Source organism: Duganella paludis, assembly GCF_054461335.1.
Map to the genome: position 1 here is coordinate 5,621,807 of NZ_CM136922.1, position 21,922 is coordinate 5,643,728.

A 21,922-nucleotide genomic window follows, 5' to 3' on the forward strand; every position below is an offset into this window, starting at 1 on the left:
TGCACCCATCTCGTCTTTGTTTGCCGGCTGTGCTGGCGTTGTCCTCCCCTTTGGTTCAGGCACAGAGCGATACGCCTTCAACGGTGATGGTGACCGGCAAGCGCGCCGATGTCGTCCACAAGATCGACCGTAAAGTCTATCGCGCCGACGCCGATATCCAGGCCAGCACCGGCAGCGCTGCCGACCTGCTGAATAACATTCCGGCGGTAGACGTCGACATCGACGGCAACCTCAGCTTGCGCGGCGATACCAGCGTGACGGTGCTCATCGACGGCAAGCCGTCCAGCCAGATGCAGGGCGCGGCGCGCGGTGGTGCGCTGATGGGCTTTTCGGCGGCCGATATCGAGCAGATCGAGGTCATCACCTCGCCGTCGGCCGAGTTCAAGCCGGACGGCGCCGGCGGCATCATCAATATCGTGACCAAAAAGAACCGCAAGCGCGGCGCCACCGGGCAGTTGCTGGCCAACCTGGGCGACAGCGGCCGGCACAACGGCAGCGTCGGCGGCAGTTACAACAGCGGCGTGCTGGATCTGAGCGGCACCCTCGGCAACCGCACCGACCGCCGCCGGCGCGTGACCGACAATCTGAGCGGGCCGCGCGACAGCACACCGACCAGTTCCCACCAGGTGCTGGATGAGCGCAATGAACGCTGGTATGGCAAAGGCGCGCTCAAATACACGCCCAACGAGCGCCAGACCCTGGCGGCGACGCTGGACTACGCCAGCCGCACCGAGCGCCGCGTCTCCGAACAGGCGACCAGGCCTGGCGACGGTGCTGGCTACCAGCGCTTCGGCAACGGCGGCGGTCCGCGTACCGATACCGCCGCGTCGCTGAGCTACGATCAGAAACTGCAGCATCCAGGCGAGGCTTTGTCGCTCTACCTGCAGCGCAGCCACTCGATCGAGACCAATCTGTACGACTACCGCGCCTGGCCGGTCGAGCCGGCCCTGCAGCGCGACTTCGGCCAGCAAGTGTTCGATGTATCGAAGTTGAGCGCATCCTACGTGCGGCCGGACGGCGAGGGCGCGACGTTCAAGACGGGCTATGACGTCGAATACCTGCACAACGCGTTCAACAACTGGCGTGGCACCGGCGCCGCCGAGCCGCTCACGCCCGATCCCGCCGCCGATAACCGCTTCCGCTACCGGCAGGCGGTCAACGCGGTGTTCGGCACCTACGCCTTCAAGCGCGGGGCGCTGGAAACGCTGGCGGGCCTGCGTGCCGAGCAGACCGACATCCGCAGCTTGCAGCGGATCTCGGGCGACGCCAGCACCCAGCACTACCGCAAGCTGTATCCGACGCTGAACCTGCTGTACACGCTGAACGACAACGATGGGCTGTCGCTGGGCTATAGCAAGCGCTTAAAGAAGGTCGACCCGGAAGACCTCAACCCCTACATCAACGCAGCCGACCCGAAGAATCTGCGCCAGGGCAATCCGGCCTTGCGACCGCAGGTGACCGATGCGCTGGAGCTGGGCTACCGCCACGAGGCCGGCGGCGCGGCCTACGGCCTGACCGCCTACTACCGCCGCAGCCGCGATGGCGATACCGAAATCCTGACGCCGCTGGAGAACGACGTGGTGCTGGTCACCAAGGCCAACCTGCCTGTCAGCCAGGCGGGCGGCCTGGAGTTCAGCGCCACCGGCAAGCTGCTGCCCGGTTTGAGCTACAACATCAGCGGCAATGGCTTCTACAACCAGATCAAGGCGCAGGGCCTGGGCGGCGGCAGCGACCGTTCCGGCATCGGTTTCAATGGCAAGGGTACGCTCGATTATCAGCTCGGTGCGCGCGACCGCATCCAGGTGGGCGCCAATTATCGCGGCAAGCGCCTGACGCCGCAGGGCCATGTGCTGCCATTCACCGTCGTCAATCTCGGTTACCGCCACCAGCTGGACGAGCAATGCACGCTGGTGGCCACGCTGTCGGATGTTTTCAACGGCCAGCGCATGCGTCGGGTGTATGAGACGCCGACCTTTGCCGGCACCTATCGCCGCCAGCAGATGGGGCAGGTCGCGTACCTGGGGCTGTCATACAATTTCGGCGGCACACGCAAGGCCAAGGACGCCGAATTCAACTTCGAGTAGCGCAGGCGATGCCGGCTTTCATGAGTAAGCGCGGAGCTTAATGCGGGTTTAATTTGCGCTCGGTTTTAATGGACATCACTGCACAAGGAGATGTCCATGCTTAGCAATCGCAACAAAGTGCCGGAGGTCACGCTGACCTTCTGGCTGATCAAGCTGCTGTCCACCACGGTGGGCGAAACCGGCGCCGACTACCTGGCCGTCAACATCGGCCTCGGCACACTCGTCACCGATGCGCTCAGCGCGGTGCTGCTGCTGGCCGTGCTGGTCTACCAGTTGCGTACGCCGCGCTATGTGCCTTGGGTGTACTGGCTTTGCGTGGTGCTGCTAAGCGTGGTCGGCACGCAGATTACCGATGCGCTGACCGACGGCATGGGCGTCAGCCTGTACGCCAGCACAGCCACCTTCTGCATCGTGCTGGCCCTGGTGTTCCTGCGCTGGTATCAAAGCGAGCGCACGCTGTCGATCCACAGCATCACCGGCCGCCGCCGCGAGCTGTTCTATTGGGCGGCGATTCTTTTCACCTTCGCGCTGGGTACGGCCGCCGGCGACCTGGCCACCGAAGCGCTGGGCCTGGGCTTCCGCATCGGCGTGCTGGTGTTCGGCGTCCTGATTGCCCTCATCTACGCAGCTTACCGTTTCGGCGCCAACCCGGTGCTGACATTCTGGCTGGCCTACATCCTGACGCGCCCGCTGGGCGCCGCGCTCGGCGACCTGCTGTCTCAGTCGCCTGAATATGGCGGCGTGGGGTGGGGCACGGTGAATACCAGCATCGCTTTCCTGTTGCTGATCGCCGCGCTGGTGGCCTACATCAGCCGCGCTTCGGCGCAAACTTCCTCCCCCACCTAGAAAGGACGAAAAATGAAATTCGCACACATTCTCCTGGCCGCTGCCGCCAGCACGCTGCTGTTGGCCGTCACCGATACGCCTTTGCTGGCCAGCGCGCAGGCGGCGCAAAACAAGCTGGGTGATCTCAGCAAGTTTCGCATGATTGCCGCCGACACGGCGGCCTTGACCAACAAGGGAGACCTGGCCGGCGCCAAGGCCCGCATCAAGGATCTGGAAACCACTTGGGACCAGGCCGAGGCCGGCCTGAAACCGCGCGCGGCGGCCGACTGGCATGTGGTGGACAAGGCCATCGACCAGAGCCTGCAGGCCTTGCGCGCCAGCCGTCCCGATGCCGCCGCCTGCAAGAAGGCCATGGCTGATTTGCTGGCCGCCTTCGATCAATATGGCAAGTAGCAATCACTTGGCGTTGTTCCCCTTTTCCGGTCTCGGTTGGCAAGGGAATGGAACAGTAGAGGATCTCGATGCCGCAACCCAGTTATAACTTTTCCGACCTGCTTCTGCCGCCCGCCACGCAGCGCGTGGCGCAGTGGATGCGCAAAACGCCGTTGCGCCTGACGGTCATGCGGCTGTCGGTGGTGCGCGTGCTGGAGGGCGCTGCCGATCCGCTGTCGGCGGAGATGGTCCATCGTCTGCTGAGCGAACAGGAGTGCGCGATCAGCCTGGCGACGACCTACCGCGTCTTGAAAGAACTGGAAAACTCCGGGCTGGTGCGGCGCGACATGCACGTCGACGCGCTGGGCAGCCGCTCGTTTTACGCCATCCAGCTGGAGACGCCGCAACAGCGGGACTGCTACCTCCAATGCGACCTGTGCGGACACCGGCACCGGCTGTCCGCGCCGTCGCTGGTCGATCAACTGGTGAATGCCCTGACGCATGAAGGCTATCAGCCGTCCGCCGAGCTGGTGGTGGTGGGGCGCTGCGCAGCCTGCCGGGAGGTTGCGGCAGGCTGAACCGGAGCAAGGCAGCGCATCGCCGTTGTTGGCAGCCGTCATGATCTATGGAATAATGGGAACGATTCTCATTATTATTGCGGTCATGTCCACTCTCCCTGCTCAAGCTGACGTTGTCGAAACGTTGTACACCAGCCATCACGGCTGGCTGTATCAATGGTTCTGGCGCAAGCTTGGCTGTCGTGACGGGGCGGCCGACCTGGCGCACGACACTTTCCTGCGCCTGCTCAGCGCGCGTCCGCAGGAAGCCTTGCGCGAGCCGCGTGCTTATCTCAGCACCATCGCCAACGGCCTGCTGGTGAACCACTGGCGCCGGCTGGCGCTGGAGCGGGCCTATACCGATGCGCTGGCTGTGCACGGCATGGCGTGCACGCCGTCTCCGGAAGAGCGCGCGCTGGCGATCGAAGCGCTGCTGCAGGTCGACACCATGCTCAACTCCTTGTCCGCCAAGGCCAGGGAAGCGTTTCTGCTGTCGCAGCTGGACGGCTGGACCTACGCCGCGATCGCGACGCATCTGGAGGTGTCGGAACGCATGGTCAAAAAGTACATGGCGCAGGCCATGCTGCAATGCCTGATGATCGCCTCTGCGGATGACTGAGTCGCTGAAACCTGGATATGCCGTGCTGGAGCAGGCCGCCGAATGGTTCGCCGTGCTGGGCGAGACCGCCGTCAGTGCGAGCCAGACCGAGGCCTGGCGGCAATGGCTGGCGGCGTCGCCGGAGCACCAGTGCGCTTGGCAGCAGGTGGAGCAGGTCAACCAGCAGCTGCAGGCCTTGCCCGGCACGGCGGCGCGGCTGGCGTTGACGACCGTGCCCAAGCGCCGTCGCACGCTGAAAACCCTGTTGCTGCTCGGCGCCACCACCGGTCTCGGCGCGGTGCTGGCGCGCCGCGAGGAAACGCGTGAATACCTGGCCGCGCTTGGCGCGGGACAGCGCACGGCGGTGGGGCAGGTCGCCACGCTGGCGCTGCCCGACAGCACGCAGGCATGGCTGAATACCGACAGCGCCGCCGACCTGGCCTATGACGACCGCCAGCGCCTGATCTTGCTGCAGCGTGGAGAAGTCCTGTTGCACAGCGGCGCCGACGCGCATCTGCCGGCGCGGCCGCTGCTGGTGGAGGCGCGCGGTGTACGCCTGCGCGCGCTGGGAACCCGTTTTTCCGTGCGCCTGATGGAGCAGGGCACGCGCCTGGCCGTGTACGACGGCGCGGTGGAAGCCGGCGGCGTCGTGGTGCCCGCCGGCGCGCAGGTCGATATCGTCGACGGCCGGCCCGGCGCCATGACGTCCGTGCATGAAGACGGCAGCGCATGGTCGCGTCGGCTGCTGATCGCCACCCAGATGCGGCTCGATGATTTCCTGGCCGAGCTGGCGCGCTACCGCCACGGCCATCTGGCCTGCGATCCCGCGCTGGCCGGATTGCGACTTGTGGGCAGCTATCCCCTGGGCGACACCGACCAGGCGCTGGACATGCTGCAGGCCGCACTGCCGGTGCGCGTCAAGCGCACGCTGCCGTGGTGGGTGAGCGTCACCCCGCGCTGATCATGAAAAAGCTGCCCCTGTCGTTGCTGCTGTCATGGCTGCCGTCGCTGGCCATGGCGGCCCCGGTCATCGCGCCCGGCTCGCTGGACCAGGTCTTGCGCGCCTGGTCGCTGGCCGTCGGCGCCTTGCTGAGCGCCGACGGCCGCCTGACGCGGGGCGTCGACAGTCCCGGCCTGGCCGAGTTGTCGTCGCCGGAGCGCGACCTGGCGCGCATGCTGGCCGGCACCGGCCTGGAGGCCGTGCGCCAGCCCGACGGCAGCTATCTGTTGCGCGCCGCCGCCGTCGCTCCCACCTCCGCAGCGCTCGCGCCGCCGGCCACTGAGGCTGAGTTGCAGGCCTTGACCCGGCTGCCCGAGGTGGTCGCGCGGGCGCAGGCGGAGTCGCCGCTGGACACGGTCAGCCGGTTTGCGGTCAAGGGCGGCGCGGCGCTGCGCGACACGCCGCAGGCGCTGACCATCGTCGAGGCCGACCAGATCCGCGATCGCGGCCTGCTCAGCATGGATGAGTTGCTGGCCTACGTGCCGGGCGTGCAGCCCAGCTTGGGCGAGGGCAACCGCGACAACGCCGTATTCCGTGGCTATAACACCAGCGCCGACTTTTACCTGAACGGCATGCGCGACGACATCCAGTACTTCCGCGACTTCTACAACATCGAGGCGGTCGAAGTGCTCAAGGGCCCGAACGCCATGGCGCTGGGGCGCGGCGGCTCGGGCGGCGCCGTCAACCGGGTCGGCAAGCAGGCGCAGTGGCGCCAGATCGGCGACGCCGACCTGCTGTTGGGTTCTTGGCGCAAGCGGCGCGCCAGCGTCGACGTCGGCGCAGCGTTCGATCCGCAGTGGGCGTGGCGGCTGAACGCCGTTGATGAGGATTCCGGCTCCTTCCGCCACGGCGCCTGGCTGCGGCGCTACGGCGTCAGTCCCGCGCTGGCCTGGCGCGACGGCACGACGACGCTGGTGCAGGCGAGCCTGGAGCATTTCCGCGACCGCCGCAGCACCGATCGCGGCGTGCCGTCGCTGGGCGCGCGGCCGGTGGACAGCGACCCATCGACCTTTTTCGGCGACCCTGACCACAGCCACAACGGCGTCGATATCGACAGCCTGACGCTGCGCGTGGAGCATCAAGTGTCGCCGGCGCTGCGGTTCAGCAGCCAGCTGCATTATGCGGTGTACGACAAGTATTACCAGAACGTGTTCCCCGGCGGCATGGAAGACAGCACCCACGTGCGCATGCTGGGCTACGGCACTCGCACCCATCGCAGCAACCTGTTCTACACGGCCGGCCTGGACGCCACGGTGGAGACGGGCGCGTTGCGCCATCGCCTCAGCGCCGGCCTGGAGCTGGGGCGCCAGCGCGCCGATAATGCCCGCACCACCGGCTACTTCGACACGCTGGGGACCGATGTGCGCTTCGTGACGGTGCCGTTGGCGCAGCCGACCTTCGATTTGCCGGTCAGCTTCCGCGCCTCGCCGACCGACATGGCCAACGCCAGCAAAGCCGGCAACGCCGCGCTGTACCTGCAAGATCAAGTGACGCTGTCGCCGCGATGGCAGGTGGTGGCCGGATTGCGCGCGGAAACGCTCGACGTCGACCTGCGCGACCTGCGCAGCGACCTGCAACTGTCTAGCCACGACCGGCCGCTGTCGCCCCGGCTGGGGGTGATTTATCGTCCGCTGGAGCAGCTGTCGCTGTACGCCAGCTACAGCCAGTCCTACGCGCTGCGCGTGGGCGAGCAGATGGCGTCGCTGACCACCACCAACCAGGACCTGGCGCCCGAAGTCGTGCGCAACCGTGAAATCGGCGCGCGCTGGGACGACGGCGAGCGGCTGTCCGGCAGCCTGGCCGTATATCAGCTGCGACGCGCCAACGTGCTGGTGGTCGATGCGGTCAACGCCGGCGAAAATCGCCTGGCGGAAGGGCAGCGCGGGCTGGGCCTGGAGCTGGAACTGGCCGGCCGCGTGAGCAGCGGCTGGAAACTCAGCGCCGGCTATGCCTGGCAACGTTCGCGCCTGACGGCCACCCAGTCGGCGACCCTGGTGGCGGGCGCGCAGATGCCGTACGTGCCGCGCCAGTCGCTGTCGCTGTGGAGCCGCCACACGCTGACGCCGCAACTGGAGGTGTCGTTCGGCGTGATCGCGCGCAGCAGCATGTTCAGTTCCACCAGCAACCTGGTGCAGTTGCCCGGTTACGCGCGGCTGGACGCCAGCTTGTACTACCAGGTCACGCCCGGCCAACGCGTGCAACTGAGCGTGGAAAACCTGTTCGACCGGCGCTACTACGCGTCTTCATACAACGACAACAACATCTCGCCGGGCTCGCCGCGCGCGCTCCGCATCGCCCTGCATCGCCGTTTTTGAGAAGGGTAATAAAAATAGTTCTCATTCTGGTTCACTTTTTGAAAACTCGTTTGGCAAGGCAGATAGAGGCTTGTTGCAACCGATCAATATAGCCAGCCAATTATTCAATGACTCACGGAAAATTATGAAATTGACAAAAAATAGCGCCGGCATCACCAGCCGCAAGCATGCCACGCCAAAACTGAATCGTCTGCACATGGCCGCCCTGGCCACGCTGGCCATGCCGCTGGCGCTGCACGCGGAAACCGTGCCGGAACAGCCGCAAAAGCTGCCGGAAGTGGTGGTGGGCGGCGCCCGCACCAGCGAATTCCAGGTAACCAAGTCGGCTAGCGAGAAATTCACCGCGCCGCTGCTGGATACGCCGAAGTCGGTGACTGTCATCACCTCCGAAGTCATTTCGCAAACCGGCGCCGTGTCGCTGGCCGATGCGCTGCGCACCGTGCCCGGCATTACCATTGGCGCGGCCGAGGGCGGCAATCCGGTCGGCGACAACCTGTTCATCCGTGGCTACAACGCCCAGACCGACACCTACATCGACGGCATCCGCGACAGCGGTTCGCAGTCGCGCGAAATCTTCTCGCTGGAGCAGATCGAAGTGGTCAAGGGTCCTAACTCGGCCTACGGCGGCCGTTCCTCGGCAGGCGGCGGCATCAACCTGATCAGCAAGACACCGAAAGCGGAAAACTTCGTCAACGGCAGCCTGGGCCTGGGCTCGGCGCAGTACCGTCGCGGCACGGTCGATATCAACCGCATCGTCAGCGACGACGTGGCGGTGCGCCTGAACGTGATGGCGCACGACGCCCACGTGGCTGGCCGCGATGAAGTCTACGGCAACCGCTGGGGCATCGCGCCGAGCGTCGCCTTCGGCATGAGTTCGGCCACCAAGGTCAACCTGAGTTACTACCACATGCAGGCGGACGAACTGCCGGACACCGGCATCCCGTTCAACAACCCGTTCACCACCGGCGTCAACGTCGCCAAGAACGGCAACGGCACGCCGATCGATGTGCCGCGCGAAACCTTCTACGGCCTGGTGAACCGCGACTTCCGCGACACCCAGACCGACATCGGCACCATCGACGTGCGCCATGAATTTGCCGGCGGCACCTCGTTCCGCAACGTCACGCGCTACGGCAAAACCAGCCAGGACTACGTCTGGACCCAGCCGGATGATTCCAAGGGCAACACCATGTTGTACGGCACCGTATGGCGCCGCGCCAACACCCGCGTGGTGTCGACCGATTCGCTGGCCAACGCCAGCAGCCTGAGCGGCAGCTTTGTCGCCGCAGGCATCAAGCACAGCTACACCGGCGGCGTGGAAATCAGCCGCGAAGACACGGACCGCAGCAGCTACCTGTTCACGCCGGGCACCAACAATCCGCTGACCGGTACCACCACCTGCCCAACGTCCGGCGCCGCCACGCTGTACAACTGCACCACCACCATCAATCCGAATCCGAACGATCCGTGGGTGTACACCACCAGCATCTCGCCGGCGCGCAACAACATCGTCACCAACACCCGTTCGGCCTATGTGTTCGACACGGTGGAATTCACGCCGCAGTGGCTGCTGAACGTGGGCGTGCGCTGGGACGATTACCGCAGCGTGCTGGATGTGCCGACCTACACCTTGAACGGTGTGACCACCGCCGCCGCCCACGCGGAAGTGAAAGCCAACTTCGCCAACTACCAGGCCGGCCTGGTGTTCAAGCCATCGGCCAACAGCAGCATCTACACCTCGTACGGCACTTCGTCTACGCCGCCGGGCAATGACGCCGGCGACGGCCTGGATGCGCTGACCACCGCAGTGCAGAGCCTGGCGCCACAGGACAGCAAGAACTACGAGCTGGGCACCAAGTGGGAAGTGCTGCCGGGCGGCCGCCTGTCGATCAGCGCGGCGGTCTTCCGCAGCGAGATGAACAACGCGCGCGTCACGTCGCCGGACGGCACCACGCAAAACGTCGGCAAGAAAACCATGAAGGGTGTGGAGCTGGGCGTGAGCGGCAACCTGACCAAGGAATGGCAGGTGTTCGGCGGCTACACCTATCTGGATGGCCGCGTGGCGGACAACGGCTTCGTCAACACCGGCACCACCGCCAAGCCGGTCTACACGCCGTCGCCGTACAACGGCAATGTGTTCCCGACCACGCCGAAGAACAGCGCTTCGCTGTGGACCTCGTACGCGGTGCTGCCGGGTGTGGTGGTGGGCGGTGGCGTCAACTACGTCGCCAAGGTGTACGCCAACATCAACAACACCAAGTACGCGCCGGGCTACAGCCGCTTCGACGCCATGGCCAGCTATGACCTCAACAAGCACATCGCGTTGCAGTTGAATATCCAGAACCTGACCGACAAGGTGTACTTCGACAAAGTCTCGTCGCCGCACTACGCCGGCGTGGGACCAGGCCGCAGCGCATCGCTGACCGCCAACTTCAAGTACTGATAAGTACTGATGTTAAAAAGCCCGCTTCAAGCGGGCTTTTTTTCGTGCAGCCGGAGCGCCTAGACCTCGCTCCATTGGCGCAGCAGGTTGTGGTAGTGGCCGGTGAGGCCGACCATTTCCTCGCTGTCGCCAAGGCGCGTGCGCAGTGACTGGATGTTGCGGTCCAGCTCCAGCAGCATGGCGCGGCGGCCGTCGTCGCGCACCATGCTCTGGGTCCAGAAGAAGGAGCAGACGCGGGCGCCGCGCGTGACCGGTTCCACCCGGTGTACGCTGGTCGACGGGTACAAAATCAGGTCGCCGGCGGGCAGTTTGACTTCGTGCACGCCGTAGGCGTCTTCGACGATCAATTCGCCGCCGTCGTACTCTTCCGGCTCGCACAGGAACAGGGTGGAGGAGACGTCGGTGCGCATCCACTGGTTGCCGGCGGTGCGGCGCATGGCGCCGTCGATGTGGTTGCCGTAATGCTCGCCGCCGGCGTAGCTGTTGAACAGCGGTGGGCAGGTGCGCAACGGCAGCGCCGCAGAAAAGAACAGCGGGCTGGCGGCGAGGGCGTCGAGCACGATCTGGCCCAGCTCGCGCGATAGCGCCGACGATTCCGGCAACTGGCGGTTTTGCTTGACCTGTGCGCCTTGCGATCCAACGGTGGCGCGGCCGTCGACCCAGTCGGCCTGGTCGAGGCGTTGGCGGATCAGGGTGACTTGCGCGGGAGAGAGGACTCCGGGGATATGCAGCATCATGGTGGGATTCTGTTGAGTGAAAAGGCTGGCGCCTAGCATAATGGAATATGCCGCCTTTTGCCACGGTGAGCGCCGCCTTTTATGGCTTGCTTGAGCGCAGCTGTGCCAGGGTGAGGGTGCCGGCCTTCTCGGCCTCGGCTTCGGCCGCCGCTTCGCTGGTAAAACTCTGGTCCGCCGCTACCCGGTGCTTGGGATAGACCGTCGCCAGGTGCATCGGGTTGGCCGATTGGGTGTGGATGGTGACATACGCTCCCCATTTATTGGTTCCCGGCAATTGCTCTGCAGTGAATTCAATTTCGAAGTCGTCCACATATTTGGTCGGCATGGCGTCCTCCTTGTCCTGGCGCGTATCGTACAGCAGATCGGTGATAAGATCGCGCGTCGGTCACGCCGTGTGGCCCCAACACTGATTGCGATCCACGATGACCTTGCAGCACCGTAACAACATCAATCTCCATGGGGCCGGCAAGACCACGCTGGTGCTGGTCCACGGCTTCGGCTGCGACCAGAGCATGTGGCGACATATGGTGCCGGCGTTCGAGGCGACACACCGCATCGTCCTGTTCGACCTGGTCGGCAGCGGCGCTTCGGACCTGACGGCCTACGACAAGGCCAGGTACGCCACGCTGCACGGCTACTCGACGGACCTGCTGGAGATCCTGGAGGAGTACGCCGACGGCCCGGTGGTGCTGGTGGGGCATTCGGTGAGCGCCATGATCGGGCTGCTGGCCGCCAACGTGGCGCCACAGCGCTTCGCGGCGCAGATCATGGTCGGGCCGTCGGCCTGCTATATCGACGACGAGGACTATCGCGGCGGCTTCTCGCGCGAGGATATCGACGATCTGCTCGACACCATGGCCGGCAACTACCTCGGCTGGTCCAGCAACATGGCGCCGGCCATCATGGGGGCGCCCGACAAGCCCGAACTGGGCGTGGAGCTGACCAACAGTTTTTGCCGCACCGATCCCGATATCGCCAAGCATTTCGCGCGCGTCACCTTCCTGTCCGATCACCGTGCCGACCTGGCCGCGTGCACCATTCCGACCCTGGTCATGCAGTGCAGCGACGACCTGATCGCACCGAGGGCGGTGGGCGAGTTCATCCACCGCGCGATCGCCGGCAGCGAGCTGGTGGTGATCGACAACACCGGCCATTGCCCGCACCTGAGCGCGCCCGACGCCAGCATCGCCGCCATGCGCGCGTTCCTGGCCGGGCTGCCGTAAGCGATGGACGACTGGCAAGCGGCCGGCCCGGACCTGTGGGAGCAAGCGCCCTGCGGCCTGCTGATCGCCGCCGCCGATGGCGCCGTCCTGCGCGTGAATGCCACCTTGTGCCGCTGGCTGGGCTACGAGCTGGCGGAGCTGGTCGGCGTCAAGCGCTTCCCGGAGCTGATGCCGATGGGCGCGCGGGTGTTCCTGCAGACCCATTGGACGCCGCTGCTGCAGATCCAGGGTTCCGTGTCCGAGGTGCAGCTGGACCTGCTGCACAAGGACGGCCACCGCGTGCCGATGATGCTGAGCGCGATACGGCGCGAGCGCGACGGCCGTCTGCAGGACGAGATCGCCGTGCTGGTCGCCGCCGACCGCAAGCTGTATGAACGCGAGCTGCTGGCTGCGCGCGCCAAGGCGGAGGCGGCGGCCATCGACCTGGAACTGGCGCAGTTCAAGCTGCGCCAGGCCAACGAGGCGCTGTCGGCCGAGCACCTGCGCAAGGATGAATTCCTGGCGACCCTGGCCCACGAGCTGCGCAATCCGCTGGCGCCGCTGTCGAATGTGGTGGAGACGATCAAGCTGCGCGGCGGCGCGGCCCAGCTGTCCGAACGCGAGCTGCAGGTGCTGTCGCGGCAGGTAGCGCAGATGGCGCGGCTGGTCGACGACCTGATGAATGTGTCGCGCATCAGCCTGGGACGCATCGACTTGCGGCTGGAGTCGGCCGATCTGGTGCAGCTGCTGAAATTCGTCGCCGAGGAGGCCGCGGCCGCCGTGCAGACGGCCGGCCTGAGTCTGGCGACCGAGTTGCCCGCCGCGCCGCTGTGGGCCAGCGTCGACCGGGCGCGGCTGACGCAGATCGTCGCCAACCTGCTGAACAATTCCGTCAAGTACAGCTTGCCCGGCGCGCGCATCGGGCTGCGCGCCACGGCGTGCGACGGCGAGGCCGTGATCGAGGTCAGCGACACCGGCATCGGCATCCCGCCCGACCAGCTGACGAAAATTTTCAGCATGTTTTCCCAGCTGACGCCGGCGCTGGAACGCTCGCAGGGCGGGCTGGGGATAGGGCTGGCGTTGGTGAAGGGTCTGGTCGGGCTGCACGGCGGCACGGTCGAGGCGTATAGCGAAGGCGCGGGCAAGGGCAGCCGGTTTACGGTGCGCCTGCCGCTGATCGCGCCGCCGGCGCAGCAGGCGGCACCGGCCGCGGCGCCTGTGGTACGGGTGGACGATGCGGTGGCCGTGGTGATCGTCGACGACAATGTCGATGCCGCCGAGACCCTGGGCGCGGTGATGGAGCTGCTCGGTTACCGGATCAGCGTGGCCCACAGTGCGCTCGACGCTTTCCGGACGATGGCGGCGTCGCCGCCGCGCGCCGCCGTGCTCGATATCGGGCTGCCCGATATCAACGGCTATGAACTGGCGAAGAAAATCCGCAGCGCGCCGTGGGGCGCGGACATCGTGCTGGTCGCGGCCACCGGCTGGGGGCAGGAGTCCGACAAGCAGGCCGCCAGGGATGCCGGCTTCGACCTGCATTTCACCAAGCCGCTCGATTTTATCGATCTCGACCGGCAATTGCGCGCCGTATTGCCATCAAACTTAATTCTGCCTTAAGTATAAAACTCTTATAATTATTGCTATTTTTACTATTGGAGTTCGAGATGGAACAGTTGCTGGCCACTTTCGTAGCGTGGTTTCTCCACCTGGATGTGCATTTGGTCGAGTTGATCGAGTTGCACGGCAACTGGGTTTATCTGATTTTATTCCTGGTGATTTTCATCGAAACCGGCGTGATTGTCATGCCTTTCCTGCCGGGCGACTCGCTGCTGTTCATCGCCGGCGCGCTGGCGGCCAGGGGCTTGCTGGACCCGCTGACCTTGTGCGGGCTGCTGTTCGTCGCGGCCGTGGCCGGCGACGCGCTGAATTTCAGCATCGGTGCATGGTTCAAGAGCAGGGCGCTCGACACCAGCAAAATACCGTTCGTGAAAGCCGAGCACTTGCTGCATACCCATAACTTCTTCGAAAAACACGGCGGCAAGACCATCATCCTGGCGCGATTTGTACCGATCGTGCGCACCTTTGCGCCGTTTGTCGCCGCACTGGGCGCCATGCCGCGCCGCGTGTTCCTGGCGTATAACGTTACCGGCGCCTTCCTGTGGATCGGCAGCCTGGTGGCGGCGGGTTACTTGTTTGGCAATATCCCCTGGGTCAGCAGCAACCTGACGGCGGTGGTGATGGGCATCGTGGTGCTGTCGATCCTGCCGGCGGTGGCCGGATGGCTGCGCGCGCGCCGCGTGGCGTAAGGCCGGGTCAAGGCGAGGCCTGACTGCGCGGCAATCTTTAACGCTGCGTTCACACTCGGTTTGCTATCATTCGCTTTATTCGTGCACCATCCCGAGAAGCGTCTTAACTTATGAAAATTACCATTATCGGCACCGGCTACGTTGGCCTGGTGACCGGCGCCTGCCTGGCGGAGCTGGGCAATGATGTGTTTTGCCTCGACCTCGACCAGGCCAAGATCGACCTGTTGAACCAGGGCGGCATCCCGATCCACGAGCCGGGCCTGGATCAGGTGGTGGCGCGCAACCGTGCCGCTGGCCGCCTGCGCTTCTCGACCGACGTCGCGGCCTCGGTGGCGCACGGCGACGTGCAGTTCATCGCGGTCGGCACGCCGCCTGACGAGGATGGCTCGGCCGACCTGCGCTATGTGCTGGCCGCCGCCCGCAACATCGGCCGCCACATGAGCGGTTTTAAGGTCATCGTCGACAAGTCGACCGTGCCGGTCGGCACCGGCGAGCGCGTCGCGGCGGCGCTGCGCGAAGAACTGCAAACGCGCGGCGTGCGGCAGGATTTCTCGGTGGTGTCGAATCCCGAATTCCTGAAAGAAGGCGCGGCGGTGGAGGACTTCATGCGCCCCGACCGCATCGTCATCGGCCATGACGCCACGGCGGCCGGCCTCAAGGCCGCCGCCACCATGAAGCTGCTGTACGCGCCGTTCAACCGTAACCACGAGCGCACCTTCTGGATGGACGTGCGCTCGGCGGAGTTCACCAAGTACGCGGCCAACGCCATGCTGGCCACCCGCATCTCGTTCATGAACGAACTGGCCAACCTGGCCGACCACGTCGGCGTCGACATCGAGGCCGTGCGGCGCGGCGTCGGTTCCGATCCGCGCATCGGCCACAGCTTCCTGTACGCCGGCGCCGGCTACGGCGGCTCCTGCTTTCCCAAGGACGTGCAGGCGCTGGAGCGCACCGCGCGCCACTACACGCAGGACTTGCTGATCCTGCGCGCGGTGGAGGCCGTCAACGACAAGCAGAAGCTGGTGTTGGGCCGCAAGGTGCTGTCGCGCTTCGGCGCCGACCTGGCCGGCAAGCACTTCGCCATCTGGGGCCTGGCCTTCAAGCCGAATACCGACGATATGCGCGAAGCGCCGGCGCGGATGCTGGTGCGCCAATTGATCGACGCCGGCGCCACGCTGGCGGTGCATGACCCGGTGGCCATGGCCGAAGCCAGGCGCGTGCTGGCGCTCGACCTGAGCGCCGCCGAACTGGCGCGGGTGCGCTTCGCTGACAGCCCGATGGATGCGCTGGCCGGCGCCGAGGCGTTGGTCATCGTCACCGAATGGAAGGCCTTCCGCAGCCCGGATTTCGACCAGATCAAGGCTGCACTCAAGCAGGCCGTGATCTTCGACGGCCGCAATCTGTTCGAGCCGCTGGCCATGTCCGAGGCGGGTTTTGAATACCACGGCATCGGCCGTTCCGTGTTGACCAGCAGGCAAGATCAGCCAGCGCCGACTGCGTAACTGGTCACATCGGCGCCGGGCGCGTAAGATATCCCTGTTTTGACCAATAGGGAGATGATCCGGTGCGCCTGTTGCTGGTGGAAGACGATCCGATGATCGGTAAAGGTATTGCAAACGGCTTGCATGGCGAGCGCCGGGGCGCGCCCGCCTCATGAAGACCATCCGACAACAATTGCAGATCGGCCTGTTGTGGGCGACCCTGGCCTGCGTGCTGGGCGCCGGCACCATGCTGTACATTTCGCTGCTGGCCGAGACCAACGAGCTGGCCGACCTGCAATTGCGGCAGCTGGCGGCGGCGCTGCCGAACGACCTGCACGGCGGTGCGCACCACGCCGGCCGCCATGATCCCGAAGAGGAGTTCGTGCTGCAGGCCTGGGCCAGCGACGGCGCGCTGATCCACGTGGCGGCCGCGCCGGCGCTGGCGTCGTTGCCGCGCTACGCGGTGGAAGGCTATGCCGACGTGGAGCTGAACGGGGCGGCATGGCGCATCTTCGGCCACAGCGAGCCGGGCCGCTATGTCCAGGTCGGCCAGCCGCAGGCGGTGCGCGACGAGCTGGCGCTGGGCATGGCCTTGCGCGCCGGCGCGCCGCTGCTGGCGATGGCCCTGGTGTTTTCGGCGCTGGTGCTGGCGGTGGTGGCGCGCGCGCTGCGCCCGCTGGACCGGCTGGCCAGCGCGGTGGTGGGGCAGTCGCCGACGGCGCTGCAGCCGCTCGATCCGCACGCCATGGCGCCGGACCTGCGGCCGGTGGTTGGCGCGCTCAACGGCCTGATGGGCAAGTTCGAAGAGGCGCTGGCGGCGCAGCGTACCTTCGTGGACGACGCCGCGCATGAGTTGCGTTCGCCGCTGACCGCGCTCAAGCTGCAGCTGCAACTGGTGGAGCGGGCCGAGAACGATGCGGCGCGCGCACAGGCGCTGGTCAAGATGCACGAGCGGCTGGACCGCGGCAGCCATCTGGTGCAGCAGTTGCTGAGCCTGGCGCGTCACGAGTCGGGCCTGAGCCGGACGCAGCTGCGGCCGGTGGATTTGAATGCGCTGCTCGCCAGCGTGGTGGCCGACCATTCCGCGCTGGCCGACAGCCGCGATATCGATCTCGGCATGGAAACTTCCGCGGCGGTGGTGCTGCAGGCCGAGAAGGAGGGCTTGCTGGTGCTGCTCAACAATCTGGTGGACAACGCCTTGCGCTACACGCAGCGCGGCGGCCGGGTCGACCTGCTGGCCGGCGTGGCCGAGGGCAAGCCCTTCCTGCGCGTGCGCGACAACGGCCCGGGCGTCGCGCCCGAGCACCGCAGCCGCCTGTTCGACCGCTTCTTCCGTCCGGACGGCAACGAGGTGTGGGGCTGCGGCCTGGGCCTGTCCATCGTCCGCAATATTGCCGACCATCACCGCGCCGAGATCCGCCTGGACGATGGCGAGCAAGGGCGGGGACTGAGCGTCACCGTGCTGTTTCCCTGAGCGCTTATTCATGCGGCATTCCTGACGGCGGCCTTAATGCGCGGTTCATAATCGCTGTCCTATAGTGGCGCACTTTTCCTGATTCGTTTCGCGCCATGTCTGATTTCCTGCGTTCCAAGGCGGCACTGCTCGTGCTGGCCGCCGTCTTTGTCCTTGCCTCCCTTTTTGTGCTGGATGTGCGCACCTTGCTGCAGCCCGACGAGGGCCGCTACGCCGAGATGGCGCGCGAGATGCTCCTCAGCGGCGACTGGATCACCACGCGCCTGAACGGCATCAAGTATTTCGAGAAGCCGCCGCTGCACACCTGGATGAGCGCGGCCTCGTTCGCGCTGTTCGGCATCGGCGACTGGCAGGCGCGCCTGTGGAACGGCCTGTGCGGCGTGCTGACGGTGTTCCTGACCGGCTATGCCGGCCAGCGCGTGTTCGGCGGCCGCGCCGGCGTGTACGCCGCGCTGGTGCTGGGCTCCACGCTGTTCTGGGCGGCGACCTCGCAATTCAATTCGCTCGACCTGGGCGTGGCGGCCACCATGGCGCTGTCGCTGTGCGCCTTGCTGATCGCCCAGCGCGACGAGGCCGGCGCGGCCGAGCGCTTGCGCTGGATGATGGTGTGCTGGGCCGGCATGGCCTTGTCGCTGCTGGCCAAGGGCCTGATCGGCATCGTGCTGCCCGGCGGCGTGCTGTTCCTGTATGCCTTGCTGAGCGGCGACCGCGCGATCTGGCTGCGCCTGCATCCGGTGCGCGGCCTGTTGCTGTTGCTGGCGCTGGCCTTGCCGTGGTTCCTGCTGGTGGCGGCGCGCAATCCGGAGCAGCCGCATTTCTTTTTCATCCACGAGCACTGGGAGCGTTTCATGTTGAAGACGCACCACCGCGAAGGGCCGTGGTATTACTTCCTGGTGCTGCTGGTCCCGGCGGCGCTGCCGTGGCTGCCGGCGTTGCCGGCCAGCCTGGCGCTGGCGGGCAAGCGCGTGGCGGGGCGTTTCCAGCCGGGCCGCTTGCTGCTGGTGTGGGTGGTGTTCATCCTGTTCTTCTTCAGCTATTCCAGCTCCAAGCTGCCGGGCTATATGGTGCCGATCTTCCCGGCGCTGGCGCTGCTGGCCGGCGTGTATCTGGAGCGGGCGTCGCGCACGGCCTTGCTGGTGGTGGCGGCGTTGCTGGCGCTGGTTGGCGGGGTGGGCCTGGCGTTGACGCCGTTTGTTGGCGGGCTGGCCAATTCGGCCGTCGATGTCGCGCTGTTCGAGGCGACGCGGCCGTTGCTGGGGGCTGCCTTCGCGGCGGCGCTGCTGGCCGGCGCCGTGGCCTGCTGGAGCGCCTGGCGCGGGCAGCGCGATGCCGCGCTGCTGGCGGTGGCGCTGGGCGGCTGGTTGCTGACGCAACTGATCATGGCGGGGCACGAGCCGATCGGCCGACAGCGGGCGCTGGCGGACCTGGCGATGTCGATTCGCCCGGAGCTCAGCGCGGAAGCGCCGGTGTATTCGGTGGGCACGTATCGGCAGTCGATGACGTTCTACATGGGCCATACCGTGATTCCGGTGCACTACAAGGACGAGCTGGAATTCGGCCTGGAGCAGGAGCCGCAGCGCGGCATCGATACGCTGGAGGAGTTTTATGCGCGCTGGAAGCAAGGCGCGGCGAGCGGCCGGAAGCAGTATGCGATCGTGCGCGAGGATCTGTATCCGGAGCTGCAGCGGCAAGGGTTGCCGATGACGCTGCGCGGCCGTGGCGACGAGGTGGTGCTGGTGTCCTCATTGCCGTAAGTCTTGTTCATGCGCCGTTCATGATGGATGGCGCAAAATAAGCGTCTCTTAATATCGTATGAGCGGTGCATTCATGAAGAAAGTCCTTATTCTCGGCGTCAACGGCTTCATCGGCCACCACCTGTCGAAGCGCATCCTGGAGACCACCGACTGGCACGTGTACGGCATGGACATGAGCACCGACCGCATCCCGGACCTGCTCGCCCACCCGCGCATGCACTTCTTCGAAGGCGACATCACCATCAACAAGGAATGGGTGGAGTACCACGTCAAGAAGTGCGACGTGATTCTGCCGCTGGTGGCGATTGCGACGCCGTCGACCTACGTGACCGCGCCGCTGCGCGTGTTCGAGCTGGACTTCGAGGCCAACCTGCCGATCGTGCGTTCGGCCGCCAAATACGGCAAGCACCTGGTGTTCCCGTCGACCTCGGAAGTGTATGGCATGTGCCATGACGAGGAATTCGATCCGGAGAATTCGGAACTGATCTGCGGCCCGATCAACAAGCCGCGCTGGATCTATTCGAACGCCAAGCAGCTGATGGACCGCGTGATCTGGGGCTACGGCATGGAAGGTTTGAACTTCACGCTGTTCCGTCCATTCAACTGGATCGGCGCCGGCCTCGATTCGATCCACACGCCGAAGGAAGGTTCCTCGCGCGTGGTGACGCAGTTCTTCGGCCACATCGTGCGCGGCGAGAACATCTCGCTGGTGGACGGCGGCTCACAGAAGCGCGCCTTCACCGACATCGACGACGGCATCGACGCGCTGATGAAGATCATCGCCAACAAGGACGGCGCGGCAAGCGGCAAGATCTACAACATCGGCAACCCGGTCAACAATTATTCGATCCGCGAACTGGCCGGCATGATGCTGGAACTGGCGCACGACTATCCTGAATACGCGGCCGGCGCGGCCCAGGTCAAGATCGTCGAGACCACCGCCGGCGCCTACTACGGCGCCGGCTACCAGGACGTGCAGAACCGCGTGCCGAAAATCACCAATACCTGCGAAGAGCTGGATTGGAAACCGTCCACCAGTATGGCTGCGGCGCTGAAGAAAATCTTCGACGCCTACCGTGGCCAAGTCGCTGCGGCGCAGGCGCTGATGGAGTAGGCCGGGTCCGCCGATATCGTCATTCCCGCGAAAGCGGGAATCCATACGGCGTCTGCGGAGCAAATGTTCTATGGATTCCCGCGTTCGCGGGAATGACGGGTGGGGCTGGGGGCGGCGTCTGGAGTCGGCGTGCCGAAATCGGGCGTGCCGTCCTCGCGCCATTGAATCAGCTGCGCGCGCGTGTGGCGGTTGGGGTCGTGCAGCGGGTCGCCGCTGATTTTCTCGTAGTTGCGCGCGTGGTAGACCAGCACATCCTGCTTGCCGTCCGGCGTGGTGGTGAAGGAGTTGTGGCCCGGTCCATACTGCCCGTCGCGCGCGCTGCTGGCGAACACCGGCAGCGGCGATTTTTTCCATGCCTGCGGATCGAGCAGGTTGGCGCCGGCGTCGGCGGTCAGCATGCCGATGGCGTAGTTGGCGTCGGTGGCGCTGGCCGAGTAGGTCAGGAACACGCGGCCATTCTTCACCAGCGCCGCCGGCGCTTCATTGACGTCGAAACCGATTTTCTCCCAGGCGAATTCCGGCTTGCTCAGCAGGGCCGCCGGGCTGCTGATGGCGAGCGGACCGTCCATCTTGGCCAGGTAGATCGCGGTCAGGTGTTTGGCGGCGGTCGCCGGGCGCTGCGTCCAGGCCAGATAGCGCTGCGCGCCGACCGTGAACGTGGTGGCGTCCAGCGCGAACGACTCCCAGCCGGTCTTCAATTGTCCGCGCTCGATCCAGTCGCCTTCCAGCGGATTGGGCGAGGCGTTTTCCAGCACATACAGGCGGATATCGAACGGCGCGTCCGCGCGGCCGGCGGTGAAGTATAGATACCACTTGCCGTCGATGTGGTGGATCTCGGGCGCCCAGATGTTACGGCTCATCACACCGCTGGCGTGCTTGCGCCACACGGTCTTCGCTTCCGCCGTCGCCAGATCGTTCAAGTCCTTCACGCGGCGCAGCTCGATGCGGTCGTATTCCGGCACGGTGGCGGTGAAATAGTAATAGCCGTCCGCATGCAGCACGACCTGCGGATCGGCGCGCTGCATGAGCAAAGGATTGTGAAACGCCGGCGCGGCCGTCACATCGGCCATCAACAGCACAGCGGCAAACGCCCCAGCCAAGTGGCGAGCAATATTCATCGATAGTCTCCCAAATATATTTTTGGACCATGATGAGATCAAATCATCCACCTAGCCAATAACTTTTTATCGCCGAACGATACTTTTGTTGCGATCGACGCCGTCGCCGCAAGTTTATTCTTACTTTCAGGCAGCACGTGCCCCGCGCAAATCTAGCGTTCTGTGTGAGCGCGCGCACACAGGCCGACTTGGCAACTCTTTACCATGGGTCTCCATCGAAGTTTTTATTAAAAATATCCAAGGGGGTTATATGGGCTTCATTATCTGGTTGATTATTGGCGGTGTCCTGGGCTGGCTGGCGAGCATCGTGATGCGCACCGACGGGCAGCAAGGCCTGTTCCTGAACGTGGTGGTGGGGATTATCGGCGCAGTGCTGGGCGGCCTGATTCTGGCGCCGATGATCGGCAGCGGCACCATCAACGATGGCGATTACGGCGTGGCTTCGCTGGGCGTGTCGTTTGTCGGCGCCATCGTGCTGCTGGCGATCGTCAATCTCGTATTCCGCGGTCGCGCGCGTTAAG

At 65.4% G+C, this 21,922-nt stretch carries 19 protein-coding genes; 16 read left to right on the top strand and 3 right to left on the bottom strand.

What is annotated here, in order from left to right; all coding sequences use genetic code 11:
- Positions 1 to 50: 50 nt before the first annotated feature.
- The 8 genes from ACXZ1M_RS24900 to ACXZ1M_RS24935 all read left to right on the top strand — a co-directional run bounded on the left by ACXZ1M_RS24900 (position 51) and on the right by ACXZ1M_RS24935 (position 10,215).
- Complete coding sequence (locus ACXZ1M_RS24900; protein ID WP_459050277.1) at positions 51 to 2,084, top strand: TonB-dependent receptor domain-containing protein; 2,034 nt, start codon at positions 51 to 53, stop codon at positions 2,082 to 2,084.
- Positions 2,085 to 2,180: 96 nt separating this feature from the next.
- Positions 2,181 to 2,930, top strand: a complete 750-nt coding sequence (locus ACXZ1M_RS24905) for a COG4705 family protein (protein ID WP_459050278.1) — start codon at positions 2,181 to 2,183, stop codon at positions 2,928 to 2,930.
- A gap of 12 nt (positions 2,931 to 2,942) precedes the next feature.
- Entirely contained in the window at positions 2,943 to 3,323 is a 381-nt protein-coding gene (locus ACXZ1M_RS24910; protein WP_459050279.1) for a histidine kinase, read from the top strand.
- A 68-nt stretch (positions 3,324 to 3,391) separates the two neighbouring features.
- Positions 3,392 to 3,880: a Fur family transcriptional regulator gene (locus ACXZ1M_RS24915; RefSeq protein WP_459050280.1), complete on the top strand. Its 489-nt coding sequence runs from the start codon at positions 3,392 to 3,394 to the stop codon at positions 3,878 to 3,880.
- 85 nt (positions 3,881 to 3,965) lie between these two features.
- Positions 3,966 to 4,478 (top strand): sigma-70 family RNA polymerase sigma factor, encoded by a 513-nt coding sequence (locus ACXZ1M_RS24920; protein WP_459050281.1) that lies wholly within the window; start codon positions 3,966 to 3,968, stop codon positions 4,476 to 4,478.
- Positions 4,471 to 5,418 carry a FecR domain-containing protein gene (locus ACXZ1M_RS24925; protein ID WP_459050282.1) on the top strand — a complete coding sequence of 316 codons (948 nt, stop codon included), beginning with the start codon at positions 4,471 to 4,473 and terminating at the stop codon, positions 5,416 to 5,418. Before ACXZ1M_RS24920 ends, ACXZ1M_RS24925 begins: the two co-directional genes overlap by 8 nt.
- A gap of 2 nt (positions 5,419 to 5,420) precedes the next feature.
- A complete protein-coding gene (locus ACXZ1M_RS24930; protein WP_459050283.1) occupies positions 5,421 to 7,772 on the top strand; it encodes a TonB-dependent siderophore receptor in 2,352 nt (783 codons plus the stop codon).
- A 124-nt stretch (positions 7,773 to 7,896) separates the two neighbouring features.
- A complete protein-coding gene (locus tag ACXZ1M_RS24935) occupies positions 7,897 to 10,215 on the top strand; it encodes a TonB-dependent receptor (protein ID WP_459050284.1) in 2,319 nt (772 codons plus the stop codon).
- Between the two features lie 59 nt (positions 10,216 to 10,274).
- Here ACXZ1M_RS24935 and ACXZ1M_RS24940 read toward each other — a convergent pair whose 3' ends face one another.
- Positions 10,275 to 10,952, bottom strand: coding sequence for a Fe2+-dependent dioxygenase (locus ACXZ1M_RS24940; RefSeq protein ID WP_459050285.1), 678 nt, complete (start codon positions 10,950 to 10,952; stop codon positions 10,275 to 10,277).
- A 79-nt stretch (positions 10,953 to 11,031) separates the two neighbouring features.
- Entirely contained in the window at positions 11,032 to 11,277 is a 246-nt protein-coding gene (locus ACXZ1M_RS24945) for a hypothetical protein (protein ID WP_459050286.1), read from the bottom strand.
- A gap of 97 nt (positions 11,278 to 11,374) precedes the next feature.
- On the opposite strand from ACXZ1M_RS24945, the gene ACXZ1M_RS24950 reads away from it, so the two are divergent.
- The 7 genes from ACXZ1M_RS24950 to ACXZ1M_RS24980 all read left to right on the top strand — a co-directional run bounded on the left by ACXZ1M_RS24950 (position 11,375) and on the right by ACXZ1M_RS24980 (position 20,283).
- Positions 11,375 to 12,175 carry an alpha/beta fold hydrolase gene (locus ACXZ1M_RS24950; RefSeq protein WP_459050287.1) on the top strand — a complete coding sequence of 267 codons (801 nt, stop codon included), beginning with the start codon at positions 11,375 to 11,377 and terminating at the stop codon, positions 12,173 to 12,175.
- 3 nt (positions 12,176 to 12,178) lie between these two features.
- The gene (locus tag ACXZ1M_RS24955) at positions 12,179 to 13,771 is read left to right on the top strand and encodes a hybrid sensor histidine kinase/response regulator (RefSeq protein WP_459050288.1); all 1,593 of its coding nucleotides are present in this window, start codon (positions 12,179 to 12,181) and stop codon (positions 13,769 to 13,771) included.
- A gap of 47 nt (positions 13,772 to 13,818) precedes the next feature.
- Positions 13,819 to 14,460 (top strand): VTT domain-containing protein, encoded by a 642-nt coding sequence (locus ACXZ1M_RS24960; protein ID WP_459050289.1) that lies wholly within the window; start codon positions 13,819 to 13,821, stop codon positions 14,458 to 14,460.
- Between the two features lie 110 nt (positions 14,461 to 14,570).
- Positions 14,571 to 15,962 carry a UDP-glucose dehydrogenase family protein gene (locus ACXZ1M_RS24965; protein WP_459050290.1) on the top strand — a complete coding sequence of 464 codons (1,392 nt, stop codon included), beginning with the start codon at positions 14,571 to 14,573 and terminating at the stop codon, positions 15,960 to 15,962.
- A 151-nt stretch (positions 15,963 to 16,113) separates the two neighbouring features.
- The gene (locus tag ACXZ1M_RS24970) at positions 16,114 to 17,415 is read left to right on the top strand and encodes an ATP-binding protein (protein WP_459050291.1); all 1,302 of its coding nucleotides are present in this window, start codon (positions 16,114 to 16,116) and stop codon (positions 17,413 to 17,415) included.
- A 95-nt stretch (positions 17,416 to 17,510) separates the two neighbouring features.
- Positions 17,511 to 19,169, top strand: coding sequence for a glycosyltransferase family 39 protein (locus ACXZ1M_RS24975; protein ID WP_459050292.1), 1,659 nt, complete (start codon positions 17,511 to 17,513; stop codon positions 19,167 to 19,169).
- A gap of 73 nt (positions 19,170 to 19,242) precedes the next feature.
- Positions 19,243 to 20,283: a bifunctional UDP-4-keto-pentose/UDP-xylose synthase gene (locus tag ACXZ1M_RS24980; protein WP_459050293.1), complete on the top strand. Its 1,041-nt coding sequence runs from the start codon at positions 19,243 to 19,245 to the stop codon at positions 20,281 to 20,283.
- A gap of 68 nt (positions 20,284 to 20,351) precedes the next feature.
- On the opposite strand, the gene ACXZ1M_RS24985 is transcribed toward ACXZ1M_RS24980, so the two are convergent.
- Positions 20,352 to 21,401, bottom strand: coding sequence for a glycoside hydrolase family 43 protein (locus ACXZ1M_RS24985; RefSeq protein WP_459050294.1), 1,050 nt, complete (start codon positions 21,399 to 21,401; stop codon positions 20,352 to 20,354).
- A 250-nt stretch (positions 21,402 to 21,651) separates the two neighbouring features.
- On the opposite strand from ACXZ1M_RS24985, the gene ACXZ1M_RS24990 reads away from it, so the two are divergent.
- Positions 21,652 to 21,921, top strand: a complete 270-nt coding sequence (locus ACXZ1M_RS24990; RefSeq protein ID WP_459050295.1) for a GlsB/YeaQ/YmgE family stress response membrane protein — start codon at positions 21,652 to 21,654, stop codon at positions 21,919 to 21,921.
- Position 21,922: the final 1 nt, after the last annotated feature.